This is a genomic window from Acinetobacter legionensis, from assembly GCF_048552295.1.
Classification (GTDB): domain Bacteria; phylum Pseudomonadota; class Gammaproteobacteria; order Pseudomonadales; family Moraxellaceae; genus Acinetobacter.
On sequence record NZ_JBIMCW010000080.1, the window covers coordinates 1 to 453 of the forward strand.

The 453-nt window shown below is 37.7% G+C and carries 1 protein-coding gene; it reads right to left on the reverse strand.

The window, feature by feature from the left end; genetic code table 11:
• Nucleotides 1-453: RHS domain-containing protein (locus tag ACG916_RS21535; protein ID WP_419330788.1), on the reverse strand; the 453-nt coding region annotated here is incomplete at both ends.

Here is a 453-nt window from a genome sequence, read left to right on the forward strand (position 1 = left end):
CTGAAAACGGATATTACTTTGTTCCAATGGATTGTCTTGGTTTGTTGTATTAATTTCTAAAGCTGTGCCCCATGTATCCTGTTTGATTTCCCAAACACACTCCCCTAGCTCATTACTTAAAGTTTGTGGAGTACCGACTTGGTCACAGTGGTAAAAGGCAACACGTTCTAATTCAGCTTTGTTCTTTCTGGTTTCAGTTTTCCATACAGGGTCTTTATAAATCGAATAAGGTACGTTTTGGAATTGGCGATAGTCAGGTGTTTCTATCAGTTTAATAAAGCCAGCATAACCTGTCTGTAATAATGGTACAAAACTATTCGGTTCATAGAGATAGTGCTTAGTATAATCAGTTTGAGCTTTTGATGATTTCACTGATTCCCACACCATCACATCACCATCCCAACCAAATAAGGTTAGGCTGTGGTCTGTTTGGTTATTCTTAAATAATCGTCT